The organism is Serratia sp. DFXYC6 (genome assembly GCF_057196085.1).
The window spans coordinates 356,121-380,367 of the sequence record NZ_JBXUNV010000002.1; the positions used below are offsets into that span (position 1 = coordinate 356,121).

The following is a 24,247-nucleotide window of genomic DNA, read 5'->3' on the forward strand; positions in this document are numbered from 1 at the left end:
TGCTATTGTTGGCGGTTTCGCCGACCGACACCAACCTAAATACTCTGAAGTGTGGATACCGTCTTATGGAGCAAAACCCGCAGTCACAGCTGAAGCTACTTGTCACCCGTGGTAAGGAGCAAGGCTATCTGACCTATGCTGAGGTCAATGACCATCTGCCGGAAGATATCGTCGACTCCGATCAGATCGAAGACATCATCCAGATGATTAACGACATGGGCATCCAGGTGATGGAAGAAGCACCGGACGCCGATGACCTGCTGCTCGCCGAAAACTCGAACAGCACGGACGAAGATGCGGAAGAAGCCGCCGCACAGGTTCTGTCCAGCGTGGAATCCGAAATCGGCCGCACCACCGACCCGGTGCGCATGTACATGCGCGAAATGGGTACCGTCGAACTGCTGACGCGCGAAGGCGAAATCGACATCGCCAAGCGCATCGAAGACGGCATCAACCAGGTACAGTGCTCGGTTGCCGAATACCCGGAAGCCATCACCTACCTGCTTGAGCAGTACGATCGCGTCGAAGCGGGTGAAGCGCGCCTGTCCGATCTGATCACCGGCTTCGTCGATCCTAACGCGGAAGAGGACATCGCCCCAACCGCCACTCACATCGGTTCTGAACTGTCGAGCGAAGAGCAAGACGACGACGAAGAAGATGAAGACGACGAAGACGACGACACCGAAGACGACAACAGCATCGATCCTGAGCTGGCGCGTCAGAAGTTCGCCGAGTTGCGCGATCAGTATGAAGCGACCCGCCTGGTGATCAAGAAAAACGGCCGCAGCCACGCCAGCGCCGCGGACGAGATCCTGAAGCTGTCTGAAGTGTTCAAGCAGTTCCGCCTGGTGCCGAAACAGTTCGACTTCCTGGTCAACAGCATGCGCACCATGATGGACCGCGTTCGCACCCAGGAACGCATCATCATGAAGCTGTGCGTTGAACAGTGCAAAATGCCGAAGAAAAACTTCGTCACCCTGTTCGCCGGCAACGAAACCAGCGATTCCTGGTTCGAAGCGGCGCTGGCGATGGCCAAGCCATGGTCGGAAAAGCTGAAAGACGTTGCTGAAGACGTGCAGCGCAGCCTGCAGAAACTGCGTCAGATCGAAGAAGAAACCGGCCTGACCATCGAGCAGGTCAAAGACATCAACCGTCGCATGTCGATCGGTGAAGCGAAAGCTCGCCGCGCGAAGAAAGAGATGGTTGAGGCCAACCTGCGTCTGGTTATTTCTATCGCCAAGAAATACACCAACCGCGGCCTGCAGTTCCTGGATCTGATCCAGGAAGGCAACATCGGCCTGATGAAAGCGGTAGACAAGTTCGAATACCGCCGCGGCTACAAGTTCTCAACGTACGCCACCTGGTGGATCCGTCAGGCTATCACCCGCTCCATCGCCGACCAGGCGCGCACCATCCGTATTCCGGTGCATATGATTGAGACCATCAACAAGCTCAACCGTATTTCGCGCCAGATGCTGCAAGAGATGGGCCGCGAGCCGACGCCGGAAGAGCTGGCCGAGCGCATGCTGATGCCGGAAGACAAGATCCGCAAAGTGCTGAAGATCGCCAAAGAACCAATCTCGATGGAAACGCCGATCGGCGACGACGAAGATTCGCATCTGGGCGACTTCATCGAGGATACCACCCTCGAGCTGCCGCTGGACTCCGCGACCTCGGAAAGCCTGCGTTCCGCCACCCACGACGTGCTGGCCGGCCTGACCGCGCGCGAAGCGAAAGTGCTGCGCATGCGTTTCGGCATCGACATGAACACCGACCACACGCTGGAAGAGGTTGGCAAGCAGTTTGACGTTACCCGTGAGCGTATTCGTCAGATCGAAGCCAAGGCGCTGCGCAAGCTGCGTCACCCAAGCCGCTCCGAAGTGCTGCGCAGCTTCCTGGACGATTAAGTCAGGCGGTTGCACTCAAAACAAAAACCCCGGCCTGCCGGGGTTTTTTTATGCCTCAGAACATGCTGTTGCCGCTGGCGGTCTTCTCCGGCACCGGCTGTGTCACGTCCCAGTGTTCAACGATCTTTCCGGCGCTGTCCAGACGGAAGATATCGACGATCGCCGCGGTTTTACCGGCCTCGCGCCCGCTGACCTCCACATGCAAAATCACGAAGTCGCCGTCGACGAACGCCTGTTTCACCTCACTGTGCGAATTGGGGTAACGCGTTTTCAGCAGCTCGACAAATTGACGAAAACCCGCCACGCCGTCTTTGGCATTGGGGTTATGCTGTTTGTATTGTTCGCCCAAAAACGGCCGCGCCGCCGCAAAATCCTTGTTGTTCAGCCCCTGCCGATAAAACTCCAGCACGTTCTGCTTGTTGCGCGCTTCCTGCGGCGAATGCCCCGCCTGTGCAGCGCAGGTCACCAATAACAGCGCCATCAAACAACCTTTCATCATCGATGTCATCGCAATTTCCTTATCTCATTGCAGCGCCAGGAACAGCTCGCGATAGCTGGCGGTCAGCTGCTCCAGCGTGGCGCGATTCAATCCGCTGGGGTTGGGCAATACCCAGACCTCGGTTTCTCCCAGCATCATCGTCTGCTTGCCCCAGGGCGCGTTTTTCACCCCGAAGGCGGTGGTGAACGCCTGCTTGCCTAAAATAGCCAGCGCGCGCGGCTGATAGCGCAGGATCTTCTCTTGCAGCGCCTCGCCGCCGCTGCGCAACTCGTCGCGCGACAGCTCGCTGGCCGCCACCGTCGGGCGCGCCACCAGCGCGGTAATGCCGCAGCCGTTGTCCTTCAGCTGCTGCCACTGCTCCGGCGCCAGCTGGCTCTTGGTAAAGCCGGCCTGATGGATCACCTTCCAGAAGCGGTTGCTGCCGTTGGCGAAAGGATAGCCCTGATGGGCGGAAGAAAGGCCGGGGTTGATGCCGCAAAACACCACCCGCAGGTTGGGCGCCAGAAGTTCCATGAGTGTCGTGAGTCCATTGCAGGGATTTACTGCGGTTATCGCAAAATCCGCCAGCAATTACAACAGGCTAGAACTGCGCAGAAAAGCAACATACGGGCGGGTAACAGTAGACCGATGCTTAAGGATTCCCTATAATCTCGCGGCTTGGCCCCTTAGCTCAGTGGTTAGAGCAGGCGACTCATAATCGCTTGGTCGTTGGTTCAAACCCAACAGGGGCCACCAAATTTTAGATTTAAAATCATATAATTAAGCCACCTATCAGGGTGGCTTTTTTGTTACCATCAACATCGGTGTCGCAAAAGTGTCGCTCTGTTTTTTTGAATCTCTCCCATATCACACACCCCGACATAAGATAGTTGCCAGCCCAATGTACGCATTCCAATAAAAAACCCGCATTAAGCGGGTTTGTCTCTTTCAGCTGATCACATCCACATAACCTGTTGTTGGCCTGCCACACTAGCGCCGACCGGATGCGGCGGCACTGCCTCAACCCGGCCCGGCGTCATTATCGCGCATTGGTAGGTCTCCATCGTTTTAAACGTGTGGCCGCAGTTGATATTTTGGCACTGGTGATAACGTTCTTTCGTGTGCTGACTCAGATAGCGGCTGGTGCGGGCATGGGCCGCAGTCTGGCATAATGGGCAATGGAACATGATTAATTCCTCATCAAGGGCTCTTGCCGCGATAATACGCTCTGTGATCTGGATTTGAATTAGCTTTAATCTAATTTACAAATTCATAAAGCGAAGTCATGCACGTCATAAATCACATCCGACAACAAAACCTCAAACTCCAGCGCCGTCGTAAAGCCGCTATTGCTGAGATTGTGCGTAACTTTGCTCACTATCCAGTCTTGCGCATCGATCGCCGCTTTAAACCCGCTGACGCGTACCGGCGTTTCCGGGGTGATGTTGGCACGCCCCATGGCGAGCGACAGCGAGAACTCAGCCACACCGCGCTGAAGCTTTTCCCACTTTGCCTGTGCTGCCCGCATCGCGGCGGCCTTTGTGGCGTAAATTTTGGTGATCGCAAACACGTTATCGTCAGCCCCCACCAGATAGTCGCCTTTCGCCGCCTCCGCCGGTTTCCCCGGTTTTTTACTGCTGCCCGGCTTCGCTTTCGGGTGTTGCAGCGCGCGCAAATGCTGCTCTTTTGGCTTGCGCTGCAGCTTCACTTTCTTCGGCTTCGGCTGTTTTGTATTGAGCCAGCTCGCCGTTACGCCGGTGTAGGCGTCCCGATCGGCAATGCTGAAACTGTGCTGATCGCCATCCTGCCGGGTGATGGTATATACCGGTAACGGCTTCCCGCCAACCGTGGCGCCGTTCCCCGGTCGCAACAACAGCAGAGCGCCATTTTTCACCGCCGCCACTGCGCCGTTGAGCGTCGCCAGCCGGGTAATAAATGCCGCGTCCGTCTCCTGCGTCTGGTCAATATGGCTGATTTTGATGGTGCCCAGACCGGCTGCCAGCGAGGCTTTCAGCTTATTGCGCGCAGCCACCTTCTGCACAATGTCGGAAAGGGTGGTGTCGTGGTAGGACTCATCGCGCCGGGTGTTCAGCGAGCCGCGAAAATCCGCACTACGCGCGCGAATAGTCAACGTGTCCGGCACGCCCCGGTGTTCAACCTCATCGACCGTAAACTGGCCCTTTGGCGTCAATGGCGAGCCTTGCCAACCGAGCGCCAGCGACAGCACCGCATTGCGCTGAGGCATCGCCATCAGTCCGTCGCTGTCGTCCAGCTCGATGTCGAGCTGGTCGGCTTCAAAGCCCCGGTTATCCGTCAGCGACAGCGAAATCAGCCGTTTGCGGATGTTCTGCGTGATGTTGTTATCTTGCAGCAACAGCGAAAAATCCGGGGCAACTCGCGCCCCCGCTGGCAAGCTTACGCCGCTTTTCATGATAACAACCCTCCCATAGCACCGGTGACCTTCCCCGCCATCTCTCCGGCTTTATCGTACAGTTCCCCGGCCTGCTGGCGCAGATCACCAAACATCGCAGACAGGGAGTCATCGACCCGCTTCAGGTTGAGCGTGAACTCTGTGCGGCGCGGGCTGCCGTCGGCGAAAAACTCGGAGTGCGTTTCAGAAATCGACTCGATCACAAACATGCCGTAAATCGTGCCGGTGCCTTCAATCAGCGGCCACGCCCGGCCCTGCTCGGCCATCAGTTGCAGCGTCAGCAGTGACCAGCGGCCGCCGGTGATCTCCGGCAGCAGCACCCCGGACAGCGTGATTTTTTCCTCATCCATCCCCAGAAATTGCGCCGCCGGGCGCAGGCCCACGCGGCCGTTGCTCGGCCAGCGATATTCCGCGTTGCGGCTCATGGATTGATACGGCAGCGTCTGCAGCATAAAAACAAACAGCCCCAGCGTTAACATCATCATGAATCTCCGTAAGTCATGCGGCTGCGCGCGGCGGCCGCGTGTTTGCGTCGTTCGGCCTCAAGCTGGCGCGAGACTTCGCGCGCAATGGAGGCCGCATCTTGACCGGGGGCGCCGTACACCTGAATCGTGATCGGGGCTGGCGCCATGGCAGGTGCAGCAGCCGGGGCCGACGCCATCACCGGCGTTGACAGCGATAACATCGCCGCCGACAGCGCCGCCGTTTTCCGGCGCCCGGTGACGTTGGCCGGGCCGTTGACGATCTCCGGGCCACGCTCGCCGACGATGCCAAACTGGCCGCTCGGGATGATGCCGCCCTTGTCGAATGCCCCCGCATAGCCCGGCCCCGGCATCAGCTCAGGCGCCGGGCGATTGTATGAAATCGCCGGGTTAACCTCCGCCTCATCGTCGCCAAACTTCATCCAGTCAGGCAGCATATCCGTGAGGCCGGAAAACTTGTCTTTCAGCGCCTGCCAGCGCTCGCTAATGCCGTCAATGACCCCGTTAATCATGTTCATCCCGGCTTCTTTGAACTGCCCCGGCAGCGCTTTAGCCCCGTTTACCAACCCCTCCCATTTACCATTAAGCCAGCCGGTCAGCCGATCCCATGCCTGAACCGTGGCGGCGCTCAGCGCCAGCCATGCCGCGTTAACACGCTCGCCGATGGTGTCCCAGACGGCGGCGGCACGCTCTGCAATGCCGCTCGCAACGCCCCAGATGCCGGTCAGCAGACCGGGCAATCCGCCCAACAGCTGCAGCGGCAGGCTCAATCCGGCCGCGATCCATTCACCAAACATGCGCCCATAGCGCGCGGCCGTCTGGAGTTCGGCCTGTGAAGATTTCACCGGCTCGATCAGCTTGCCGAACCACTGCCAGACGTTGCGCACCATGTTCAGCAGCGGCGTAAATGCGCCGGCCAGCGGGACAAGCGCGGCGCGCATCGGCGCGAAAGCGGCGCTGAAGCCTTCGCCGATACCCGTTAAAAAGGCGCTGATAGGCTCCCAATATTTACGGATAGTCAACGCCACACCGGCAATCACCGCCGCCGCCGCGACCACCGGCAAGGTGATCACACTGAATGCGGCCGCAATCCCGGCGCCAACGGTGGTAAAGACCGTTCCCAGCAGCCCGGCCCCGGCGATCAACATATTGACCCCGGCCATCACCGGCCATGCAATAAGGCCCAGCGCGGCGAGGCCGCCGATCAAGGCCGTAACGCCCGCCGTGACTTTCACCAGTGTGCCGACCAGCTCAGGATTGGCCTTCACCCATGCTCCGGCCTTGGTCAGCCATTCAGTGGCGGAAACCGTGAGCGCGCGCAGCGCTGAGTTCTGGCCGTCGAACACCTCAATGCGAACATCTTCCCACGCCGAAAACAGGTTTTTCAGGTCGCCGTCGAGGTTGTCCACCTTCACTCGGGCAATCTGGGCCGTAGCCCCTTTTGACTGGGTGACGGTGCTGTGTTTTTCGCTCAGCTTGCCGTTACCGGCGGCATCAATCAGCTTGATAGCGCCTTTCATCGCCTCTTCGCCGAAAATAACTTTCAGGTATTCGGCCTGCTGCGCGGTGCCGAGCTTGTTGGTTTTAAACGAGCCGTTAATTTTCTTGAGGATGTTCGCGATCGGCAGCATGTTCCCTTTGCCGTCCTTTGTTTTTACGCCCAATTCTGACAACGCATCAGCCGCCTGCCCGACGGGCGCCTGTAACCGCGTAAACATCGCACTGGCCGCCGTACCGGCCATAGATCCCTTGATGCCGTTATCGGCCAACACGCCCAGCAAGGCGGTGGTATCCTCGATACTGGCTCCGGCCGCCTCGGCGATCGGCGCGACGTATTTCATCGCCTCGCCAAAATCCATCAGGTTGCTGTTCGAGCTGGTGAAGCCTTTGGTCATAACATCCGCGACGCGCTGGATCTCGTCTATCGGCATGTTAAACGCCGATTGCATGTTGGTGATGATGTCGGCCGCGTCGGCGATGTCCAGATCGGAGGCCAGCGCCAGATTGACCGTTGACTCGGTCGATTTCAGAATGGCATCGCCGTTAAAGCCGGATTTCGCCAATACGGATTGCGTGCGCGCGACATCCGTCGGCGAAAACGCAGTGGTGGCGCCAATATCCCGCGCCTGCTGGCGAATGGCGGCCAGTTGCTGGTCATTTTTCGCCAGCCCTAACGTGGCTTGCGTGTCTGACATCTGCCTGTCGAACTGCACCCCCGGCGCAATAAACGCCCCTTCAGCGACCAGCCCGGCGGTAGCGATACCCAGCCCGGCCGCGCTGGTATTACGGACAGCCGCAGTTGCCGATTGCCCGGCACGGTAACGCGCGCCGACGCGGTTAACCTGCTCTTGCTTTTTGCTCAAGCGCTCCAGCTCGCCGCGCTGGCGGCCAAGCGCTGTCGTGGCTTCGCTGGCGCTGGCCTTCAACCGGCGCTGTTCGGCGCTCAGGTTCCGGGTGGCGATACCGTCAGCGTTGAGCGCGTCACGCTGGCGCTGCACCGACTGGCGCAGGCCGTTGTATTTCGTCTGCAGCTCGGCGGCGGCGCGCTTCGATGCCTCCAGCAAGCGCGCTTGCTGCGCCGTGGGCTTTTCCGTCGCCTTGAACTGGACGGCCAACGCGGCCGCCTCTTCCTTGGCTTTCTTCAGTGCCTTGCCGGTAACGGCAAGCTGCCCCTGCGCCTTGCGAAACCCCTCAATCCGGGCGCTTTGCGCGTCCAGAGCCTTGAGGGTTTGCTGCGTGGTTTTGATGTCACCGGCAAGCTGTTTGCTTGCCTGTTGGATACTCTTTAGCGGGCGGGTGGCTTGGTCTACGGCCTTCAGCAAGACCTGAAGCTGCAGGCTTTTACTCATCGTGATTAACTCCGCTGCGTTGCAGTGCCTTGTGGCGCCAGTTCAACAGCTCCGTGAGCGTCATTCCGGCCATTTCAGACGGCGGCCAGTGGAAGATCACCGCGATGTCCGCCATCAGGTCATCAACGCCCAGCCGGGCGTCAGGGATTACGCCGCCGAGTTCGGCGATAAAAAACCGACCACTTTCCCGGCCAGCGCCACCAAATCCGGCAGCTCAAGGCGCGCGCATTCTTCTTTTGTCAGGTTCGGCACGGTCACACGCGGCAGCACAACCAGCAGCGCGTCAACGTCGGCGTTGGCGATCGCAGCCAGCCCGACGCCGCGCAGCGCGCCCGCGTTCGGTTTAATCACCTGCACATCGGTAATGGTGGTTTCACCGCGCTGGATCGGGGTGTCGAGGGTAACGGTATTTTCGTTTACGTCTTTCATGGTGTTCTCTCAAATCAGGGGAAAAGGGCCAGCCCGGCGGGCTGGCGCAAAAATTACAGGCCGATCGCCTTGCGATGCTCGGCCAGCCGGTCAACGCCGTTGACCTTTTCGACCATGTTCACCGTATCGACTTCGATCAGCTCTTTGCCGTCCACGGTCAACTTGAAGTAAGTACACTCGGTGGAAACCTTAGTTTCGGTATCCTCGCCCTGCTTGTACTCGCCAAAATCGATTTCTTTGTGGCGGCCACGCATCACCACTTCCACAGCGGACACCTCGCCGGTGTCGTCACGCTGGAAGGAACCAGCAAAGCGCAGCGGCACGGCATCGACGGCGCCCCACTGCTTCAGCACCAGCTCATCAATGCCGCCCATCGACCACTCAACGGCCAGCGCGTCATCGTCCAGCCCCATATCGATGGAGGCCGCGCCGTTCATGCCGCCGCCCCGGTATTTCTCCAGCTTGCGGGTGAGCTTCGGCAGCGTCAGCGAGGACACAACGCCCATATAGCTGTAGCCGTCGTTAAACAGGTTCAGGTATTTCAGTTTTTTCGGCAGTGCCATGTTCTAACGTCTCCTTTAGCGGTTCACGGATGCCGCAAACGTCGCCAGATAGCGATCGGTGATACGCTGGCGCAGGGTTAAATCTTCCAGCGGCGGCACCGGCGTGTAGTCGTAATCGATAAACAGCTTGCCCGCCTTCAGGGTTTCCTTGGTGTTGGCGCTTTCGTCGTACCAGCAATTACCGTCAATAATCAGCCCGGCGGATTTCAGCTCGCGGAATTTCGCGTTGATGCCGTCAATCATGTCGCGCACCAGCGTAGGCGTCACCGGGCGGTCAACGGCCCATAGGTGCGCCTCGGCCATGGTGTCGGCCAGCACCTGCGCGGTGCGGGTGTAGTTCTCGAACAGGAACAACGGATCATCGGAACAGGTGCGGGAACCCCAAAACTTGAAACCGTCTTTGCGGATCAACGTGGTGACGCAGGCTTGGTTTAACAGGTCCGCATCGGTGCCGGGCGCCTGCAAATCCCAGAACACGCTGGCGGTGATGCCGGTCACGCCGTTAACGCCGACGTTTGAAAGCGTCTTATGCCAGCCGGTTTCCGTGTCGATTTTGGCACGCAGGCCCAGCGCGCGCGCGGTGGCGTAGGCGATGTCGCTCTGGTTGGCGGTGGTGTTCCAGCTGACAAAATCCGGCCAGATCAGCATCAGCTCGCGCTGGCTGAAATTGTCGCGGTACTTGGTAGCCTCCTGCACGGTTTTGCAGCCGTAGGCGCTGATATAGCCGAACGCGCGCAACTGCTGGCAAATTCCGGCCAGCGCCGTCGCGACCTCCTGATTATCCAGCCCCGGCACACCGAGGATACGCGGCTTAACGCCCAGCTCAGCCTGTGCAGATAACAGCGCTTTCATGCCGGTGTAACGGCCTTCCGCGTTCGCGCCGCCGATGATGTTGGAGGTGGTTTCCGCCGCGTCTTTGCCGGTGGCAACGCGAACAACCACCGTGACCGGCTTCGCCTGTTCGGCGATCGCCCGCAGCGACGCCGCCAGCGTGCCTTTTTTACCGGCCTTGCCGGAAGCGGCCAGCACGTCAGTGATAAGTACCGGGGTATCGAGCGGGAAAACCGACGCGTCGGCATCCTCCGCCGTGCAGACCATGCCGACGATCGCCGTCGATACGGTGGAAATAACGCGGGTGCCGTCGTTGATTTCGACGACGCGCACGCCGTGATGATAATCGCCCATTAATTTGCTCCGGGTGGTGAGTAGGTGCAGGCATGATGACGCCCGGCGCGCCGGGCCGCACGCGGTGGGTGCTGGAAGGCCGACCAGACAACAGGCCGGGCCGGATTGGGGGATTTTGGAGGGAATAACGATCGCTCGCGCCGATCAATTACGTTGTATTGATCTACGCAATCAATTGGACGTCTGAGAGCCGGGCGGGGTAAGGTCTGGAGGTCAAGCACGGCAACATCAGGGAAGCCGCAAACACAAAGCCCGCATCACTGCGGGCTTTTTCATGGGGGTAACGACATCTTTTCGAAAGCGCAGACTTTCGAATGGCACTTTTCCTAAGATTTCTCACTTCAGCATTTTTTGCTTGTTCAATCGGCCAAACTGCTTTAGTGTCGCCAATAGACGACACATGCCTCTCATCGTCACATGCAGTAGTTCATGTAGCTATCATCACCAAATTTCGCCCCGCCGTGGGGCATTTTTTTAAATATTTGTCCTAAATTCGTTACTTACTGTTCGTAACCACTTGCCATGAATTCAGAACATTCCTAACCTAAAAGCGTTATTCAGGGTTCGCAATCCCTTATAACAACCTTTGTAACGCTTGATACACCAGAGACAAATTTTTGCCCGCCTCGGTGGGCTCTTTCAACCAAACTAAGGATGGGAATGCCTGCTCTAAAGACGACATCTGGATTAACGGCCAAATCCGAAAAATCATTGATTGGAGGCCTTATGAGTATTCATTACCTTACCGATAGTGAAACGCAGAACTTGGAAAAGGTAGGCACGGTTCTGGGCAGATGTGTCATTGATCTTCTTGTTCGCAAAAAAATAGTCAACACCGATAATATTCTTTCTCAAATAGTCGCAGAAATGGAAAAAGCATCTGATAACGATGAATTCCAGTTATACCGCGACACATTGGAGTTTGTAGGCACGCTTTCAAAATAACCGGGGAAATGCCACTATGAAGAATGAACTCGCAACAGCAATTACCATAGGAAGCATACTACTGTTCGTCATCCTAATTGGTGCGCCGAATTTTGTAACAACTATGGTGCCATGACCATTTTCCGTTAACTTCCAAAATAAAAGCCCCGCATCGCTGCGGGCTTTTTATTAGACGCTGGGCGCAACCGGCCAATCGATATCCGGCGCATTCTGCGGATTGATGCGGCTCAGCTGCACCCGGTAAGTTTTCCAGAGCTTGAGCTGCACGATTTCCTCCTCCATCGCCATCCCTAAATCGACCGCATCCTGCAGCGGCGCAACAGCCTTACCCGCGCTCGCCAGCAATTCATTTTTTCTGGCTTCAGCCCTCGCCATCATTTCTTCGGCGGAATAGATGCGCTGGCTCACCTTCTTACCGTCAAACACCCACTCACCATTAGCCAGACAGCACTTTGGCAGTTTCGTCGGGTTCAGCTCAATAACCGATAAGCCAATCGGCCACAGCATCGACACATCACTGTTAATCGCGCAGATAATGCCGCTTTCGTCATAAGCCAGTTTTACGGTGTCCGGCGAAAACATTTTTTGCGCGGCGTACCAGTCAATACCGTTATCATCCTGAAGATAAATCACGTTCTCACCGAGGAATAATTCTTCCGGCGTGTATCTCTTCAAATTCTTAATGTGTTGCATTTTACACCGTTCCAATTGTTGCCCATGTGCCGTTAATCAGTACCTGAACCGCTGAGTAAGCGCCCCAGATTGAGGGGTTGTAGTTTGAGCCGGACATACCCGTATAAACACAGCCCGACGGTAAATCGATGCGCCCGCCGGTATCCGCAATAACCGTGCGCCCGGCCATGCGCACCCCCTGAACCAGATTCTGATAGGCCCAGTTCTGCGCATTGTTCTGCGCAGCCGAGATATTTTGATTAAGCCAGTTGCTGAGGTAGCCGCCCCAGCAACTGCCTTGAACGTTGCCGTCTGGGTGCCACGTCGTCCCGCTGGAGGTGGTGATCGCAGGCCATTTACCGCCGATATGAATACCCGACTCAAAAGCGGCGGCGCCGGTTCTGACATCCACAGAAAACGGACGCAGGGCGTTGAATGTGCCGTATTGGTCATTTTCGTTTGTCAGCAGCAGATAAAGCCGGTTGCCGTCATTGCGCCAGAAGGAACCGAACCCGCCGCCCACCATGCGATAATTATCAATATGGGTAGATTGGATCTCCGCGCTGGTCTTTAGCGCCCCGGTTAACTGCCCGCCGGTCTTCGCCAGATAGCGGCCATCTGCTTCGGTTTTATTCCAGGCGTTAACGTCACCGGCCAACAAATTCACATCAGCGGACAACGGCTTACCGTTCACCTTGATAGAGCGCAGCGCGTATTTCTGCGCGGCCTGCGCATCCGTCAGCGCGCCAACGTCAGCGGCCGTCGGCTTGTAGTGTGTCGTGTACACCTGCGCCCAAGCCTTAGCCGTCGCCGGATTATCTTCCCGAGGAGAACGTAGCCAAAACTCCGTATTACCCGAGCCGATCGCAAATTGGACATGCCGGTATTTGTTGAGTTTGAACGTCATCAAATTACCGAGATTCCCTTTAGTCAGTGGATAGCCGACTGATTTATCGCCGAGCTGTTCAAGGGTGAAACCGTCCGGCCGTGTGAGGTCGCTGTCGGCGTTTGTGGCCTGCAAGCTTTCGCTGGGGAAAACCACTCGCGGCAACGCAAGCGCCCCGGTCATGGTGTCGCCCGCCCGTTTCACATAGCGCCCGTCGGCTTCGGTTTTATTCCATGCGTTGACATCACCGGCCAACAGATTGACATCCCCGCTCAACGGTTTGCCGTTCACCTTGATAGAACGCAGCGCGTATTTCTGCATAGCTTGCGCATCCGTCAACGCGCCTGTTTCTTGCGCGGTAGGCGGTTTCGCCGTCGTATAAATACGTGGGTTTGCCCCCTGATTAGGCTCAGTTCCCCAATGCAACTCGTTATCCATCCCCAAACCAAGACGCATCAGTGCCTTCCCGGCGACTTGGAAACCGATTGATAAATTACTCTGTGCTGAAGGGCGGCTCATGACCAACGGCGTATGCTGGTTTCCCTCAATATTCAGTGAGTCCCCATCCGTTTCAGCGTTGCCGGGCTTAATAGCCAGTTTTTTAACCGTGCCGCCGGACAGCATCAGAAAACGGCCGTCAGCTTCGGTTTTACTCCATGCACCGATATCGGCGGCCGTTGGTTTGTAATCGGTGGTGTAAATCCGTGACCATACCACCCCATTTTCAGGACGGTTAGAACGGCCAATAAAACCATGCCCCAGCCCCGACACGCTGACATAGCCCGTTGAGGGTGCGGCATCGCAAGGCAGGCTCAGCACCCCGGCGGCAATATTTCCAGCGATCGGCGGCTTGTTCTCAGAGGTCGCATTCAGCCGGTAAATTTGCGCAGTGTTGCAATAAGCGTTATCGAAAGCCCGCGCGCCCGCCCCCAGACCAAACGCGCCGACGGCCATCAGTTGTCCGCCTTCTACCCCGACGTTGCGCGTCGCGGCATCACCCAGCGCCAGATTGCCACGCGCGGCGACCTTGTCGGGCAAGTCGGACAGATTGGCGGCCTTTTTCATGCTGGCATCGTTGACCGCTTTTAACGCTTTGGGCGTACTGGCTTTCGTTTCGTCGGTGCTGGTCGTTGCGCTGCTCAGCTGTACCAGACCTTTCGCCGTGGTGCTGGCGTCCGGGTGGTTTCGGGTTTTCTCATGCGCGGCGATCGCGTCGGCCACAAAATCCTTGGTCGCCAGCACGGTGTCGCCACCAGCGATCACCTGAATCGCCTCGGTGCTGCTGACAATCAGGATCATGCGCAGCGTCTGCGTGCGGCCGCTGCCCTCTTCCAGCTTCGGCTTGTAGCTCTCCGCCATATTGCTGACGGCAATCAGCGTCCCGGCCTCGTCATAGAGGCTCATTTCACGCAACCACCACCCGCCGACGTTCGCCGGAATAATCATCTCGGCCAGAATGTGATTTTTCAATGCCTTATCGATGGTCAGCCCGTTTAGCGCCGCGCGGTACTTCTCGTTGACGAGTTTTGTTTGCGCCGGATTGGGCGTCGGCAGCGTGCCGTTCCCGTCGCCGACGGCCATAGAGACGATTTTCAACTGCGTGCCGCCCGCGCTGGCGGCGGCAATCTTGGCCGCCCCGGCGGTGGTAATAATCGCTTTGTATTTGCTCATGATTTTCTCTTATCCGGGGTAAACGGTAATGACATCGCCATCAATGGCAGCCGCGCCGGTGTAAATCCGGCCGGGGATGTCCTGCAAAATGTTGAGGCCGATCAGGTGGCGGCTCAGCGGCTTGGCGTCGGCGATCAGGCGCTCCATTTCCTGATACATTTCCTCGGTGATGCCGGTTTCCAGCACGCCAATATCCAGCCGGAAAGTACCGGGCGGATCGGCGCCGTCGGTATGGAACCACTCGATAACGTTGATCAGGTAGCCGAGCGGCTCCACCACGCGGCGCACAGCGCCGATGGTGCCCTTGTGCCGGTGAATGTAGAACGCAGCCGAAACCACGCCCCGCTTCACGTCCTCCGGCCACGCCTCATCCCAGCGATCGACAGAGAACGCCCACGCCAGATAGGGCAGCAGATGCACCGGGCAGGTTTTCGGGTTCCACAAATCACGCAGGGGAACCGGCACGCGCTCCAGCTCGGCACACGCGGCGGCGGCGGCAACTTCCAGCGGTGAGGAGCCGACAGGCAATAGACGGTTAGTCATCGGCTCGCCCTGGGGTAATGTTCACGCCGGTGCAGTAACCCGCCTGCGTTTTATCCAGCACGATGTCAGCAGCAGGCTTGATGATTTCCACATGTTCGACACCTTCAACGGTCAATGCCGCATTCATGCTTGAGCGCCGGATACTGCGCCCGAGGCGCCGCATATTTTGCACATAGGCGCGTAGCCGTTTGTTTGCGGTGTCGAGGATGGGCGCCACTTCCGGGCCGGGATACAGGTATAAAACGGCCTCGATAACATACGGGGCAATTTTGGCTGATTGCACGATGACGCGATCGGCAACCGGGCGCACATCCTCATCATTCAGCGCGTCGCGGACAACCTGCAACAGCTCAGCGCTGGCGGTGCCGTCGCCGTCCCGTGACAACACGGTGACGGTCACGTTAGCCGGTGATGGGCTGATTGCCGTCACATCAGCTACCCGGCCATCGGCCGAGCGGGCGTGATAACGATAGGAACCAGCCGATCCCGCCGTACTCATCCCTTCGAAAGCATCCTGCAGGCGCAGGCGGTAATCTTCATCCGCTTCCATGATTGCCAGTGTCGGCGGAATGGTGCTCTCATCCGCCGGAGCGATCACCAGTCGCGGCGTGTTGAAGTTGGCCCCGAGCTGGTCGAGGTCTTCGCCGGTGGAATACGCCAGCATCACCGCTTTCGCGGCATCGTTGACGCGCTGGCGTAGAATCACCTCGCGGTATGCGTTTTCCTGCAACAGCTTAACGATCGGCTCCGACTCCAGCGCCAGCGTGCGCGCGACGGCCTCCCGCTGTTCCTCCGGGTAAAGCGAAATCAGCGTCGCCTTACGCTCTGCCAAAATGTCTTCATAATCCAGCACCTCAACGACGATCGGCGCGGGCAGCTGTGAAAGGTCAATCGTTGCCATGGTTTCAGCTCACAGGAACAGACAGCGACAGCGCGCCGGGGGCATCGGTGCGGGTGCCGGTGATGTCGATCACCATCTTGCCGTCATAGGTGGTATTAAAAGCGATGCCGGTCAGCTTGACGCGCGGCTCCCACGCCAAAATCGCGCTGTAGCAGGCGGCCATAATCTGCAGGCGCAGCGCGTCGTTCTGCGGCTGGTCGAGCAGCTCAGAGAGCAACGAGCCATAAGCCCGGCGCATCGGGCGCGAACCCTGCGGCGTGACCAAGATGTCCGCCACGGACTGGCGAATATGCTCGATGTCAGTCAGCGTGCGGCCGGTGCCTCGGTTCATGCCGATATATTTGGCGCTGTTCATGTTGGTTTCCCCGTTTTCCCGCCGCCGGTCTGGACACCGCCGTGTGTGTGCGAATCAACAACGACGCCATTCGACGAGAACGAGCCGCCGCTGTGCTCGATGTTCCCGCGCATCTCTCCGCCTTTTTGCACTTCCAGCGTGCCGGTGGTGAGTTTGTTGGTGCAGACCACTTCTGGCGCATCGAGCGTGATTTTGTCAGCCGTAACGATCACCACCTTAGTGCTGGCGGTGATGGACTCCGACGCCTGCACGTCAGCGGTTTTAATGCCTGACACACTCAGCGCGCCGGTTTCCGGTTCGTACTCGATAACCGCGCCATCAGGGAATGCGATATGCAGCGCATCCGCCGACGCAGACGGGGCCGGGAAGTCGTCAGAGAAAATGCCGCACAGCACAAACGCGGTATCGAGTTCGCCACCCAGCGCAAAGATCAGCACCTGCTCACCGACCGAGGGCGCCGACCAGCTGCGAGTACGCCCGGCGCGACAGGTTAGCCAGTTGAGCCAGTCGGTAAGATTGCCGCCGGTTTCGACGCGGCACAGGCCGTTATCAAGGTCAACGGTGCTCACGGTGCCGATGCGGATCAGGTTGCGCAGCAGGCGCAAAATGTCGTGTTGATTGTTCATGCTGGAAGGATGCCGCCCGGCGCGGGCGGCGGCAACTCTGTAGAGTTGGAGGATGGAACAAACAACGTATATTCTATGTGAACTCTATTTGATTAATTACTATATTAGAGAGTAAGATCAGAAACACTTCCCTTTGACAAGAGACCAATTGTCATTTGGTGTTGTTAACAACCTTATTTGTTCGATAAAGGAACTATCGTGACTCCCATAATGATAGCCCTTAGCATTAGAGATAAATCGAATAAAAACCTAAAGGAATTGCCCCCACAACATTAAATAAATCCATACAAATATAAGGATTGAAAATGATAATATTTAAAAACGAAGAAAACAAAATAATATTAGAATACACGCCTGAAATGATAAGTGCAGAGCAAGTCTATAACGAGCTTGAAAAAAACAAAATTTACACCATCGCCAAAACATTCTATCTTTCGAAAAATGAGCTAGCATCAACATTCGACGACGACGATAATAGAGACACTATTGAGTTTGTCGTCGCAGAGAAAATCGAAAATTACTATAGGTTCCATGGCGAGTTACTTGGATTGGATGTAGATGTATTCATACACGAAGAAGTAAATTTATCGCGAAAGATTTTTGTTGCTGAAAGATTGATATCAATTTTCAAAAAAATAGGAAAAATAACCAATTCTGATATCTATATTGGAGGAAACAAAATAGGATGCATACCTTATGTTGAATTCAATAAGCTGATCAACAAGTTCCCTAGCACTTATGAACTAAATAGATATGCTCTAGCAAGAGTAGAGTCAATCATCTCCTCGTATATAGAATCAGATGGGCAGCATGAAAAAAGTTATCATGACTATCTTAACAAAAAAATTGATTTAAAGGACAACAGCATTAGCAATCAACTTGCTGACTATGAGGAATTCAAATATCAGAAGATTTTAGATAAACTAAAAGAAATGTTAAAAAATGAAGATAAATACACTGAGAAGCAATGGCAGGCTGAGATTTTGGATATCATACTTTTGCTGTACCCCAAATACTTATATGTCTTCGATGAAGCAAAAGTAAAGGATTTTCACAGCGCAAAAAACAGATCTATCGATTACCTCCTAGTCGATTCTTCAGGAAATATAGATATCATTGAAATAAAGAAACCCTTCGAAAAATGCATAGTCACCGAAAGAGGGTATAGAGATAATTACATTCCATTAAGAGAACTAAGTGGTACTGTCATGCAAATTGAGAAATACATTTTCCATCTAAACAAAAGCGGAGAAGTTGGTGAAAAAAGATTAACCCAGCAATTCAAGCATAAAATCCCTGATGATTTTGAGATAAAGATAACTAACCCCGGAGGCTTTATCATCATGGGTAGGAAGACCAACTTAAGAAAAGAACAGCTTTATGACTTTGAGATAATTAAGAGAAAATACAAAAATCTCATTGACATTCTGACTTATGACGATTTAATTGAACGTTTGGAATTCATTTTAAACAAATGGTCACATAAAAAACAAATCCCAACTAAGTAAAATTATCAGCCAGTCGGCATGTCTTCGCCACTGGCTAACCATAATTAAGCCCACACTATTCACCGAATAAAAAATAAACGACCTCATTTTCAATATCCTCCACTATATTTTTAGAAAAACCTAGCAACGGACGGGCCTCATATTTTACTGCCTCGCTGTGCGGCGTCGGCCGATCCCGCAGGCCGTAATGGTGCACATTGACCATGCGCTGAACCCGCCCGACAAACTCAACCACGGCCGCATCGCTGTTGCCCTGGGCTTTCAGATAGCGGGCCGTGCGCAGCTTGGAGAACATCGCCCGATCGCGCAGGCGCTTTTTGCTGCGAAGCCGCATTTTGCGCGGCGCGTAAGGTGTACCGTCCGGCGCCTGCTGGCGTTTGATGTGTTGCTGTTGACCGGCGCGCAGTCGCTTTGACACGGCAACGGCCAGCGACTTACGCGACTGCGGCGACAGCTTGGCAATCAGCCCGGCCAGCCGGGTGTCAAAGGGGTTAAGCTCGCTCATGCCATTCACTCACTAATTCGCCGTGAACAAAGATCTGCATCGGCCGCGTCACGTCCTCCGGTAACGGCGGCTCCGGCAGGTGCTCAACATGCAACGCGCCATCGCCTTGCTCTTTCACCAAAACACGTTCGGTCAGCTGCAGCGACACGCTGAAATCGTAAGAGCCGTTGTTGTTAAAGTCGCTCGCAAAGGTGATCCCGGTGCGGCGCTTTTCCTCCGTTGCCATGATGTCCGGCTGGTTTTCCCGTAGCCATGCCTGAACCGGCACCATGATTAAATCCAGATCGCCGGTATAGTCCAAAAACAGCAGGTTCAGCGTATAGCGGTACTCATGGGACAGCGAGACGGCAAGCGTGGCGGCCACATTGCCGCGCTCTACCCGAACTTGCAGGTTTTCAGGGTTGCGCTGTAGCCACGGCAGGCAGCGTGTCAGCTCAGCGCGGAGCTGTTGCGGTTTTAACATCGTGTTGTTCCTGACAGTGTTTTATCGTTTCGACCTGCACCGCGCAGGCCGCCAAGGCGTTTTCAAGCTGGCGAATATCGGCGCTCAGATCGCCGTTAGTCGCCGGGCGGCTGGCCGGGATTTGGCACGGACTCACTTTCGGACAGCCAACGTAGATAATCCGCGGCGCCGGTGAAGCCGGGGCGCTGGTGCAGCCGGGCAACGTCAGCAGGCAAAGCAGTGTTAAACCAATCGCGTAATTGCTGATTTTCATTGAGTAGCCTCTGTATTTTCTGCTCGCGCGTCAGTGCCAGCCGGTGCGCGGCGGTGAGATCGCCCCTTAACTTTTCCTCTTCCTGCGCCAGCCGACCGGCCGCCGCCTGCAGCGTGTCGATCGCCGAGCGGGTATCCGCCAGCGCCGCCGCTATCCGGCCATTTTCTTGCCGGGCGCTTTCCAGCCGCTCACCCAACGTGACAACCTGCCATTTCATCCAACCGGCGACGACCAGCGCCAGCACCAGAAACCACCCGATCGCGCGGCTCATGGCGTGGCCCCGCTCAGGCAGTGGGCCAGCTCCGCCGCCCGGCGCCGTTCCAGCCCCGGCGACTTGACGCCGTTGACGAACACCCAGCGCGGCAACTGTTGGCAGGCGCTGCGCCAGTCCTGCCGCTTGATGAAACCGGCCAGCGTGGAGCCGCAAGCGGCCGTGACGCCGACGTTAAAGGCAAAGGACACCACCGCGTCATATACCGGCGGCGGCATCGTGACAGGCATACAGCGCCCGATGCCACGCTCCACGCGATACACGTCGGCGATGAGGTTAACGGCGGCTTGGCGCTCGCTGATAACCTTGCCGGGCTTTACCCCGGCCGTGTGGCCAATGCCGCTTGTCCAGACGCCCGCCTGACACTGGTACGGCGATAAACGACAGCCCTCGAAATCGGCCAGCAGGCGCAACCCAGCCTCAGAGATCTGCAGCGCGCTGAATTGTGGCAGCAGCACCGCCAGCGCCAGCACGGCGGCCACACTGCAGCGTTTAGCGATTGAGTTCATCGTAAACCCTCTTGCTGACGCCCAATTTGTTCAACAGCTGGTAGCTTTTGCGGCGGTAGTACCAGTTAACGAGAAACGTGCCGACGCCAACGGCGGCGCCAACCATAAAAGCGATATCCTGAGGACTGTATCGGCCAATCCAAGCGAGAAAGGCCGCTACGGTATAGGCCACCCACGACGTAATTTTCTCCATTGCTAATCCCATAAGTTGACGGTTTCACGCTGCGGCGCGGCGGTCACGTCCGGCAGCTCGACCGGGTGGCCGTGGGGCAATATTGCCCCAGCAGCGGCCAGCCCTTCATTTAGCGAATAGACCTGCTCAACCACGCCCTGCGTGCGCCCGTAGTAGCGCCAACAAATCGCGTCAACGGTGTCGCCCTGCAGGGCGTAGACTCTCATCAGAGCAGCCCGATGATGCAGTGGCTACGCTCGGCCACGTTACTGATCGCGTTGCGGGCGTTGCGCCACAGCTCGCCGATCGAGGCTTCGACCACATCAGCTTTGCGGCCGCCGGTGGCGGTGGTGTCGAAACTGCGGTATTGCTCCGAGAGCGTCGCCATGGTCATCGCGCTAACGGCATTGCGGTATTCGCTCACCCGCACGCTTTCGCCGTCGAGCTGTTCGCCCGGCACATCTTCAAGCCGCTGATAGCCGTCGGCCATCTGGTCGCGGCGGAAAGTGAACAGCTCGGCGTTCACCTCCGCGATCGCGCTTTTAATTGCCAACCGCAGGCGCGGGGCGGTGATGGTGCCTTCAATGCGCATCACGTCGCGCACGTCCGCCGGGTCAATGTCCGGCCAGAAAAAGACGTTTTTAACGATCGGCTCATCCTCCGGGCGCGGTGCTGGCGCGTCCGGGCGTGGCCGTTGGATCACAACGGTGCTCATATGACCTCAGAAAGTTAGGGGGCGGTGGACGACGGCGTTGACGAGGTGAAACCTGTCGCGGCCGTCGTGCCGCCCGGCGCGGGGCGCGTTCTGTCAGCGGCTGGCGGCGGTGCGTATTGCCCGCTCCAGCCGTTCAATGTCTTTTTTCACGCCGCAGCCGTTATGCAACTGCAGCGCACGCTTAAGGTGGTTCAATGCCAGTTCAGCCCTGCCCGCCGCGCGCAAGACGTACCCGGTGATTTTGTGCAGCTTGGCGCGCACTTGGTCGGGCATGTCTTCTGCGTCGGTGAGTTCCATCGTCTGCGTGAGGTGGTCAATGTTGACCGGCTCCCCGGCTTCAAAGGCGCGGGTGGCAGACTCGGCGACGTCTTCTGCGATGAGGTATGGCGTGGAGCGCGCGAAATTGCCCGGCGGCGCCAACTGGTAGCGCAGCGCATAGCGGGCGATGTCCAGCGCGCCGGGAATATCCCCGGCATCCAGACGCCAGATCATGACCGTCATCAGAATGGCGTCCTGCGCGCCGCGACCTTCGGCCAGCACACCGGCAACCCAGGGGGCATAGTCCGGCAGCAGTTGGCGCTTGAGTTCGGCTTTACGCTCTTGTGAGCGCACCTGTTTGAGCTTTCGCTTATCTTCATTGAGTTTAAGCATCATCCGTTCATAGCCGTTGGCGTGGCGCAGCGGGTCATTCTCCCGCTGCGCGGCCTCGACCGCTGACTGGCGCATAAGGTGACGGCGGGCAGGGCTGGTCATGGTTATTTACCGCCTTTCGCTTTGTCGTCTGCCGGTGCCTCCTCCGGGGCTTTAGCTTCGGCTGCTGGTTCCGCTGGCGCAGCGGCAACTTTGACCGCCTTAACAATGGCCTCGGCCAGCTCGGCGATTTCATCTTTTTTTGGTTCCGTCGGTAACAGCTTAATGTTCTCCACCAGACAGCCGCAGGCGTAATCCTCCACCACATAATCCTCATTGATGGATTCATAGTTTTCGATGCGGTCACGCTTCGAATTTTCCACCATATGGCGGCGGTGCGTGTCCTCCTGCCAGTAGATCGACAGGTTATCCATGCGCGTAATCAGCAGCGCATCCGCCGGGAAGTACGGCACACGCACAGCAGGCAGGTTGCCGATGCGCTTCTGGCTGATAATCAGATCGGCGGCCATCGCTTCGGTGTTGGGCTGTTCCTGATTGACCAGCGGAAAATACTTGTCGGCCAGCAGCTGGCGACCGCAGATCACCACCAGTTCAGGGTCTTCCTGATACCATGGCGCGATCAGGGTGTTGGTGGCATCCATCACCAGTGCGTCGAGGTTGGCGTAATCGCCACCGGCGCCCACGCGGACTTTTTCAGACACCACGCTGCCATCCGCCCCCACGACTTTATTCATCACGCGGCCCGGCGCATTCTCGCGGTACTTCTGTAACCAACCCGGCCCGATGTCTTGCAACAGCGGGAATTTGACGCGATTGGAGGTTTTCGCACGATGCGTACCGTTAAAACCGATCATGATGCGGTCAAGCGCCTGACGTTCAACAATTGCATCGCGTAAACGGGTCTGGAAATCCTGATAACGGGCCCACAGGTCGAGGGTGTTGTAGCGGATGTGGAAATCGTAATTCACCTGCTGGCAGAAATAGCCTTCTGCATCCAGCGAGGCAAAGTCGGCCGTTTCGCGTTCATCGCCGCCGGCGGTGTCGGTGGTGCTGGCGATGGAGCCGCTCACACCTAAACCGACTTTCTCTCCCTTCATTTCCTTAACCGGCACGATATTGATGCGGGTCAGGAACGTTGAGGAATCCTGTACGCGGGTCATGATGGTTTGCGTGACGGACGGCTCAACGCTGAATTTTTTATCCAGATCGCCGGTTGCTACGCCATTCAGTTCGGCGAGGCGAGACAAAAAAGCATTAAATTTAAAACGAGTTTGCTTGCGCATTTTTCTTCCTATTTTTGTTCGGTTTTATCGAGTGTGACTGCCTTAGCAGTCGGTCAGCACGTCTTGCGCGCTGTTGCCGCCGGTAGCCTCCGGGCGGGCCTGCTGGCTGAAATCTTCCGAGGCGGAAAGCTGGGCTTGCAGCGCGCTGAACGCATCGCTGCCGGTTTTTACCTGTTGCTTGAGGTCGGCAACCTGCTCGCTCAGTGCAGCGAATTTCTCGGTAAAGCGGGTGTCCGCGTCCTGCAACTGCTCGGCCACGGTCATCACGGCGCCTTCCATCTCGCCAAAGCGCACATCGTCGGTAGTCTGCTTGCGGCTAAACATCGCTTTGATGCGGGCAGAGAATGAGGCTTCCGGGTCAGCGACCGGCTCAAAATCGAAATGGACCTCCAGCGGCGCGGAGAACTCGACGTTCTCGTTGCGGCGGCTGAACTCCAGCATGTCAGTGCCGAGGCTGGCCGGATCATCGGTGACGGCCAGCCCGACCAGATACGACTTGCCGGTTTTGGCGAAATCGCGGCGGATCTCCATCGAGGTGAAAACCTTTTGGCCCGCGCCGACCATCGACACCAGATCGGCGGTCGGGGCCAGACTGGCATACAGCGCCCACTTGCCGTGCAACAGCGGTTCGTCCGGCTCGTCGATTTTTTCGGCCTTCAGCTCAACCACGCCGCCGTAACGACGAAAATAGCCATCCGGCAAAATCCCCTTGATGTGCTCCATGTTGATGCGGGCGCCGTACACCTTCGGGCTGTAGGTCGCGGCCATCTGCTGAATATCCGCAGCGCCGATCTCGCGGCCATCAACGGTGTCGCCTTCAACGCCGATGCGGAAAAACTTAGTAACTTTCTTTGCCATGTAAACGGCTCCGGTTGTGGTGATTGGGTTCGGGGCTAGTTTCGGGGGAATGGCGCCGCGTCTCAACGCGTTGCGGTTGGAAGATCCGAGGCACAACAAGGGCTTAATGCGAGTCGCCCGGCGCTTTCGTAGCCTT

The 24,247-nt window shown here is 57.1% G+C and carries 30 protein-coding genes and 1 tRNA gene; 4 read left to right on the forward strand and 27 right to left on the reverse strand.

Features of this window, described 5'->3' with window-relative positions:
• Window positions 1-65 precede the first annotated feature (65 nt).
• A complete protein-coding gene (gene rpoD / locus AC2CGQ_RS15010; protein ID WP_004937194.1) occupies window positions 66-1,907 on the forward strand; it encodes an RNA polymerase sigma factor RpoD in 1,842 nt (613 codons plus the stop codon).
• 55 nt (window positions 1,908-1,962) lie between these two features.
• Here the strand turns inward: rpoD and AC2CGQ_RS15015 are convergent, their stop codons facing one another.
• Both AC2CGQ_RS15015 and mug read right to left on the reverse strand, forming a co-directional pair.
• Entirely contained in the window at window positions 1,963-2,415 is a 453-nt protein-coding gene (locus tag AC2CGQ_RS15015; protein WP_118891681.1) for a nuclear transport factor 2 family protein, read from the reverse strand.
• A gap of 15 nt (window positions 2,416-2,430) precedes the next feature.
• Window positions 2,431-2,919: a G/U mismatch-specific DNA glycosylase gene (mug, locus tag AC2CGQ_RS15020; RefSeq protein WP_118891680.1), complete on the reverse strand. Its 489-nt coding sequence runs from the start codon at window positions 2,917-2,919 to the stop codon at window positions 2,431-2,433.
• 146 nt (window positions 2,920-3,065) lie between these two features.
• On the opposite strand from mug, the gene AC2CGQ_RS15025 reads away from it, so the two are divergent.
• Window positions 3,066-3,141: transfer RNA gene (locus AC2CGQ_RS15025), tRNA-Ile, on the forward strand.
• Window positions 3,142-3,341: 200 nt separating this feature from the next.
• Here the strand turns inward: AC2CGQ_RS15025 and AC2CGQ_RS15030 are convergent.
• The 8 genes from AC2CGQ_RS15030 to AC2CGQ_RS15065 all read right to left on the reverse strand — a co-directional run bounded on the left by AC2CGQ_RS15030 (window position 3,342) and on the right by AC2CGQ_RS15065 (window position 10,324).
• Window positions 3,342-3,572 (reverse strand): DNA-binding transcriptional regulator, encoded by a 231-nt coding sequence (locus AC2CGQ_RS15030; protein ID WP_075205132.1) that lies wholly within the window; start codon window positions 3,570-3,572, stop codon window positions 3,342-3,344.
• An 83-nt stretch (window positions 3,573-3,655) separates the two neighbouring features.
• A complete protein-coding gene (locus tag AC2CGQ_RS15035) occupies window positions 3,656-4,816 on the reverse strand; it encodes a phage late control D family protein (protein WP_049278489.1) in 1,161 nt (386 codons plus the stop codon).
• Window positions 4,813-5,298 carry a phage tail protein gene (locus tag AC2CGQ_RS15040; RefSeq protein WP_049278488.1) on the reverse strand — a complete coding sequence of 162 codons (486 nt, stop codon included), beginning with the start codon at window positions 5,296-5,298 and terminating at the stop codon, window positions 4,813-4,815. Before AC2CGQ_RS15040 ends, AC2CGQ_RS15035 begins: the two co-directional genes overlap by 4 nt.
• A complete protein-coding gene (locus AC2CGQ_RS15045; protein ID WP_049278487.1) occupies window positions 5,298-8,147 on the reverse strand; it encodes a phage tail tape measure protein in 2,850 nt (949 codons plus the stop codon). Before AC2CGQ_RS15045 ends, AC2CGQ_RS15040 begins: the two co-directional genes overlap by 1 nt.
• The gene (locus AC2CGQ_RS15050) at window positions 8,140-8,262 is read right to left on the reverse strand and encodes a GpE family phage tail protein (protein WP_026142543.1); all 123 of its coding nucleotides are present in this window, start codon (window positions 8,260-8,262) and stop codon (window positions 8,140-8,142) included. The genes AC2CGQ_RS15045 and AC2CGQ_RS15050 overlap by 8 nt, the downstream gene beginning before the upstream one ends.
• Window positions 8,263-8,294: 32 nt before the next feature.
• Window positions 8,295-8,576: a phage tail assembly protein gene (locus AC2CGQ_RS15055; RefSeq protein ID WP_049278486.1), complete on the reverse strand. Its 282-nt coding sequence runs from the start codon at window positions 8,574-8,576 to the stop codon at window positions 8,295-8,297.
• A 53-nt stretch (window positions 8,577-8,629) separates the two neighbouring features.
• Window positions 8,630-9,139, reverse strand: a complete 510-nt coding sequence (locus AC2CGQ_RS15060) for a phage major tail tube protein (protein ID WP_023447563.1) — start codon at window positions 9,137-9,139, stop codon at window positions 8,630-8,632.
• Between the two features lie 15 nt (window positions 9,140-9,154).
• Window positions 9,155-10,324, reverse strand: a complete 1,170-nt coding sequence (locus tag AC2CGQ_RS15065; RefSeq protein WP_049278485.1) for a phage tail sheath protein — start codon at window positions 10,322-10,324, stop codon at window positions 9,155-9,157.
• A 660-nt stretch (window positions 10,325-10,984) separates the two neighbouring features.
• Between AC2CGQ_RS15065 and AC2CGQ_RS15070 the strand changes: the two genes are divergently transcribed.
• Window positions 10,985-11,269: a biofilm development regulator YmgB/AriR family protein gene (locus tag AC2CGQ_RS15070; RefSeq protein WP_049278484.1), complete on the forward strand. Its 285-nt coding sequence runs from the start codon at window positions 10,985-10,987 to the stop codon at window positions 11,267-11,269.
• Between the two features lie 168 nt (window positions 11,270-11,437).
• Here AC2CGQ_RS15070 and AC2CGQ_RS15075 read toward each other — a convergent pair whose 3' ends face one another.
• Genes AC2CGQ_RS15075 through AC2CGQ_RS15100 form a run of 6 tightly spaced genes read right to left on the reverse strand, consistent with a single transcriptional unit; the run spans window position 11,438 to window position 16,923 of the window.
• Window positions 11,438-11,962, reverse strand: a complete 525-nt coding sequence (locus tag AC2CGQ_RS15075) for a tail fiber assembly protein (protein ID WP_049278483.1) — start codon at window positions 11,960-11,962, stop codon at window positions 11,438-11,440.
• A 1-nt stretch (window position 11,963) separates the two neighbouring features.
• Window positions 11,964-14,498 (reverse strand): phage tail protein, encoded by a 2,535-nt coding sequence (locus AC2CGQ_RS15080; protein ID WP_053089876.1) that lies wholly within the window; start codon window positions 14,496-14,498, stop codon window positions 11,964-11,966.
• Between the two features lie 9 nt (window positions 14,499-14,507).
• Window positions 14,508-15,041 (reverse strand): phage tail protein I, encoded by a 534-nt coding sequence (locus AC2CGQ_RS15085; RefSeq protein ID WP_015379109.1) that lies wholly within the window; start codon window positions 15,039-15,041, stop codon window positions 14,508-14,510.
• Window positions 15,034-15,942 (reverse strand): baseplate assembly protein, encoded by a 909-nt coding sequence (locus tag AC2CGQ_RS15090; protein WP_049278482.1) that lies wholly within the window; start codon window positions 15,940-15,942, stop codon window positions 15,034-15,036. The genes AC2CGQ_RS15085 and AC2CGQ_RS15090 overlap by 8 nt, the downstream gene beginning before the upstream one ends.
• A 4-nt stretch (window positions 15,943-15,946) precedes the next feature.
• Window positions 15,947-16,297: a GPW/gp25 family protein gene (locus tag AC2CGQ_RS15095; RefSeq protein ID WP_049278481.1), complete on the reverse strand. Its 351-nt coding sequence runs from the start codon at window positions 16,295-16,297 to the stop codon at window positions 15,947-15,949.
• Window positions 16,294-16,923: a phage baseplate assembly protein V gene (locus tag AC2CGQ_RS15100; protein WP_049278480.1), complete on the reverse strand. Its 630-nt coding sequence runs from the start codon at window positions 16,921-16,923 to the stop codon at window positions 16,294-16,296. The genes AC2CGQ_RS15095 and AC2CGQ_RS15100 overlap by 4 nt, the downstream gene beginning before the upstream one ends.
• 305 nt (window positions 16,924-17,228) lie before the next feature.
• On the opposite strand from AC2CGQ_RS15100, the gene AC2CGQ_RS15105 reads away from it, so the two are divergent.
• The gene (locus AC2CGQ_RS15105) at window positions 17,229-18,431 is read left to right on the forward strand and encodes a Shedu immune nuclease family protein (RefSeq protein ID WP_049278479.1); all 1,203 of its coding nucleotides are present in this window, start codon (window positions 17,229-17,231) and stop codon (window positions 18,429-18,431) included.
• Between the two features lie 55 nt (window positions 18,432-18,486).
• On the opposite strand, the gene AC2CGQ_RS15110 is transcribed toward AC2CGQ_RS15105, so the two are convergent.
• The 11 genes from AC2CGQ_RS15110 to AC2CGQ_RS15160 form a co-directional block, all read right to left on the reverse strand.
• Window positions 18,487-18,936 (reverse strand): phage virion morphogenesis protein, encoded by a 450-nt coding sequence (locus AC2CGQ_RS15110; protein ID WP_049278478.1) that lies wholly within the window; start codon window positions 18,934-18,936, stop codon window positions 18,487-18,489.
• The gene (locus AC2CGQ_RS15115; RefSeq protein ID WP_049278477.1) at window positions 18,923-19,399 is read right to left on the reverse strand and encodes a phage tail protein; all 477 of its coding nucleotides are present in this window, start codon (window positions 19,397-19,399) and stop codon (window positions 18,923-18,925) included. The genes AC2CGQ_RS15110 and AC2CGQ_RS15115 overlap by 14 nt, the downstream gene beginning before the upstream one ends.
• Entirely contained in the window at window positions 19,371-19,601 is a 231-nt protein-coding gene (gene lysC / locus AC2CGQ_RS15120) for an Rz1-like lysis system protein LysC (RefSeq protein ID WP_230201375.1), read from the reverse strand. The genes AC2CGQ_RS15115 and lysC overlap by 29 nt, the downstream gene beginning before the upstream one ends.
• On the reverse strand, window positions 19,495-19,923 hold the full coding sequence (gene lysB / locus AC2CGQ_RS15125; RefSeq protein WP_049278476.1) for an Rz-like lysis system protein LysB: 429 nt from the start codon (window positions 19,921-19,923) through the stop codon (window positions 19,495-19,497). Before lysB ends, lysC begins: the two co-directional genes overlap by 107 nt.
• Window positions 19,920-20,432, reverse strand: a complete 513-nt coding sequence (locus AC2CGQ_RS15130) for a lysozyme (RefSeq protein WP_049278475.1) — start codon at window positions 20,430-20,432, stop codon at window positions 19,920-19,922. Before AC2CGQ_RS15130 ends, lysB begins: the two co-directional genes overlap by 4 nt.
• Window positions 20,416-20,625: an HP1 family phage holin gene (locus AC2CGQ_RS15135; protein ID WP_049278474.1), complete on the reverse strand. Its 210-nt coding sequence runs from the start codon at window positions 20,623-20,625 to the stop codon at window positions 20,416-20,418. Before AC2CGQ_RS15135 ends, AC2CGQ_RS15130 begins: the two co-directional genes overlap by 17 nt.
• Window positions 20,626-20,627: 2 nt before the next feature.
• Window positions 20,628-20,831 carry a tail protein X gene (locus AC2CGQ_RS15140; protein WP_015379118.1) on the reverse strand — a complete coding sequence of 68 codons (204 nt, stop codon included), beginning with the start codon at window positions 20,829-20,831 and terminating at the stop codon, window positions 20,628-20,630.
• Window positions 20,831-21,319 (reverse strand): head completion/stabilization protein, encoded by a 489-nt coding sequence (locus tag AC2CGQ_RS15145; protein WP_033639340.1) that lies wholly within the window; start codon window positions 21,317-21,319, stop codon window positions 20,831-20,833. Before AC2CGQ_RS15145 ends, AC2CGQ_RS15140 begins: the two co-directional genes overlap by 1 nt.
• A 93-nt stretch (window positions 21,320-21,412) precedes the next feature.
• Window positions 21,413-22,072, reverse strand: a complete 660-nt coding sequence (locus tag AC2CGQ_RS15150; RefSeq protein WP_033649039.1) for a phage terminase small subunit — start codon at window positions 22,070-22,072, stop codon at window positions 21,413-21,415.
• Window positions 22,073-22,074: 2 nt separating this feature from the next.
• Window positions 22,075-23,253 (reverse strand): phage major capsid protein, P2 family, encoded by a 1,179-nt coding sequence (locus AC2CGQ_RS15155; protein WP_049278473.1) that lies wholly within the window; start codon window positions 23,251-23,253, stop codon window positions 22,075-22,077.
• Between the two features lie 42 nt (window positions 23,254-23,295).
• Entirely contained in the window at window positions 23,296-24,111 is an 816-nt protein-coding gene (locus AC2CGQ_RS15160) for a GPO family capsid scaffolding protein (RefSeq protein WP_049278472.1), read from the reverse strand.
• Window positions 24,112-24,247 lie beyond the last annotated feature (136 nt).

What these genes read in the sequence shown, in the direction of transcription:
- rpoD (WP_004937194.1), top strand. Translation starts at nt 66, where the DNA reads ATGGAGCAAAACCCGCAGTCACAGCTGAAGCTACTTGTCACCCGTGGT.
- AC2CGQ_RS15015 (WP_118891681.1), bottom strand. Translation starts at nt 2,415, where the DNA reads ATGACATCGATGATGAAAGGTTGTTTGATGGCGCTGTTATTGGTGACC.
- mug (WP_118891680.1), bottom strand. Translation starts at nt 2,919, where the DNA reads ATGGAACTTCTGGCGCCCAACCTGCGGGTGGTGTTTTGCGGCATCAAC.
- AC2CGQ_RS15030 (WP_075205132.1), bottom strand. Translation starts at nt 3,572, where the DNA reads ATGTTCCATTGCCCATTATGCCAGACTGCGGCCCATGCCCGCACCAGC.
- AC2CGQ_RS15035 (WP_049278489.1), bottom strand. Translation starts at nt 4,816, where the DNA reads ATGAAAAGCGGCGTAAGCTTGCCAGCGGGGGCGCGAGTTGCCCCGGAT.
- AC2CGQ_RS15040 (WP_049278488.1), bottom strand. Translation starts at nt 5,298, where the DNA reads ATGATGTTAACGCTGGGGCTGTTTGTTTTTATGCTGCAGACGCTGCCG.
- AC2CGQ_RS15045 (WP_049278487.1), bottom strand. Translation starts at nt 8,147, where the DNA reads ATGAGTAAAAGCCTGCAGCTTCAGGTCTTGCTGAAGGCCGTAGACCAA.
- AC2CGQ_RS15050 (WP_026142543.1), bottom strand. Translation starts at nt 8,262, where the DNA reads ATGGCGGACATCGCGGTGATCTTCCACTGGCCGCCGTCTGAAATGGCC.
- AC2CGQ_RS15055 (WP_049278486.1), bottom strand. Translation starts at nt 8,576, where the DNA reads ATGAAAGACGTAAACGAAAATACCGTTACCCTCGACACCCCGATCCAG.
- AC2CGQ_RS15060 (WP_023447563.1), bottom strand. Translation starts at nt 9,139, where the DNA reads ATGGCACTGCCGAAAAAACTGAAATACCTGAACCTGTTTAACGACGGC.
- AC2CGQ_RS15065 (WP_049278485.1), bottom strand. Translation starts at nt 10,324, where the DNA reads ATGGGCGATTATCATCACGGCGTGCGCGTCGTCGAAATCAACGACGGC.
- AC2CGQ_RS15070 (WP_049278484.1), top strand. Translation starts at nt 10,985, where the DNA reads ATGCCTGCTCTAAAGACGACATCTGGATTAACGGCCAAATCCGAAAAA.
- AC2CGQ_RS15075 (WP_049278483.1), bottom strand. Translation starts at nt 11,962, where the DNA reads ATGCAACACATTAAGAATTTGAAGAGATACACGCCGGAAGAATTATTC.
- AC2CGQ_RS15080 (WP_053089876.1), bottom strand. Translation starts at nt 14,498, where the DNA reads ATGAGCAAATACAAAGCGATTATTACCACCGCCGGGGCGGCCAAGATT.
- AC2CGQ_RS15085 (WP_015379109.1), bottom strand. Translation starts at nt 15,041, where the DNA reads ATGACTAACCGTCTATTGCCTGTCGGCTCCTCACCGCTGGAAGTTGCC.
- AC2CGQ_RS15090 (WP_049278482.1), bottom strand. Translation starts at nt 15,942, where the DNA reads ATGGCAACGATTGACCTTTCACAGCTGCCCGCGCCGATCGTCGTTGAG.
- AC2CGQ_RS15095 (WP_049278481.1), bottom strand. Translation starts at nt 16,297, where the DNA reads ATGAACAGCGCCAAATATATCGGCATGAACCGAGGCACCGGCCGCACG.
- AC2CGQ_RS15100 (WP_049278480.1), bottom strand. Translation starts at nt 16,923, where the DNA reads ATGAACAATCAACACGACATTTTGCGCCTGCTGCGCAACCTGATCCGC.
- AC2CGQ_RS15105 (WP_049278479.1), top strand. Translation starts at nt 17,229, where the DNA reads ATGATAATATTTAAAAACGAAGAAAACAAAATAATATTAGAATACACG.
- AC2CGQ_RS15110 (WP_049278478.1), bottom strand. Translation starts at nt 18,936, where the DNA reads ATGAGCGAGCTTAACCCCTTTGACACCCGGCTGGCCGGGCTGATTGCC.
- AC2CGQ_RS15115 (WP_049278477.1), bottom strand. Translation starts at nt 19,399, where the DNA reads ATGTTAAAACCGCAACAGCTCCGCGCTGAGCTGACACGCTGCCTGCCG.
- lysB (WP_049278476.1), bottom strand. Translation starts at nt 19,923, where the DNA reads ATGAGCCGCGCGATCGGGTGGTTTCTGGTGCTGGCGCTGGTCGTCGCC.
- AC2CGQ_RS15130 (WP_049278475.1), bottom strand. Translation starts at nt 20,432, where the DNA reads ATGAACTCAATCGCTAAACGCTGCAGTGTGGCCGCCGTGCTGGCGCTG.
- AC2CGQ_RS15135 (WP_049278474.1), bottom strand. Translation starts at nt 20,625, where the DNA reads ATGGAGAAAATTACGTCGTGGGTGGCCTATACCGTAGCGGCCTTTCTC.
- AC2CGQ_RS15140 (WP_015379118.1), bottom strand. Translation starts at nt 20,831, where the DNA reads ATGAGAGTCTACGCCCTGCAGGGCGACACCGTTGACGCGATTTGTTGG.
- AC2CGQ_RS15145 (WP_033639340.1), bottom strand. Translation starts at nt 21,319, where the DNA reads ATGAGCACCGTTGTGATCCAACGGCCACGCCCGGACGCGCCAGCACCG.
- AC2CGQ_RS15150 (WP_033649039.1), bottom strand. Translation starts at nt 22,072, where the DNA reads ATGACCAGCCCTGCCCGCCGTCACCTTATGCGCCAGTCAGCGGTCGAG.
- AC2CGQ_RS15155 (WP_049278473.1), bottom strand. Translation starts at nt 23,253, where the DNA reads ATGCGCAAGCAAACTCGTTTTAAATTTAATGCTTTTTTGTCTCGCCTC.
- AC2CGQ_RS15160 (WP_049278472.1), bottom strand. Translation starts at nt 24,111, where the DNA reads ATGGCAAAGAAAGTTACTAAGTTTTTCCGCATCGGCGTTGAAGGCGAC.